Source organism: Bacillus sp. LR--39, from assembly GCF_053613335.1.
Window position 1 is genome coordinate 1 of sequence record NZ_JBSIOT010001225.1, and the last position, 598, is coordinate 598.

The 598-nt window shown below is 48.8% G+C and carries 1 protein-coding gene; it reads left to right on the forward strand.

The annotated features are described in order from the left end of the window. Positions 1-598: condensation domain-containing protein (locus ACWHAR_RS29580; RefSeq protein ID WP_452088753.1), on the forward strand; the 598-nt coding region annotated here is incomplete at both ends.

Here is a 598-nt window from a genome sequence, read left to right on the forward strand (position 1 = left end):
TCAAGGAGCTTGACGGCGAACTGCCTGTTTTGACGCTCCCGACAGACTATCCGCGTCCTTCTGTTCAAACGTTTGAAGGAAGCCGTATCAGCTTTTCTCTGAAACCGGAGCTTGTCCAGCAGCTCAGAAGACTGGCCAAGGAAACGGAAAGCACTTTATACATGGTGCTCGCTGCCTCATACAGTACGTTTTTATCGAAACTGAGTGGACAGAGCGAGGTCATTTTCGGCTCTCCGGCTGCCGGGAGGCCGCATGCAGATTTGAGCCGTATCATCGGCATGTTTGTCAATACGCTTGCGATAAGAACGCGTCCTGAAGGAGACAAGCCGTTTTCTGCATTCCTTGAGGAAGTAAAAGAAACGACGCTCGGCGCATTTGAGCATCAAGATTACCCGTTTGAAGAACTGATCGAGAAGCTGAACATCCAGCGCGACATGAGCCGAAACCCGTTATTTGATGTCGTCTTTTCAATGCAAAATGCCGATTTGAAAGACTTGTCAATGGAAGGAGTCACACTTAAACCGTATGATTTTGCCCATCAGACTGCGAAATTTGATCTGACGTTGACAGCGGCGGAAGAAGACGGACTTCTCGTTTT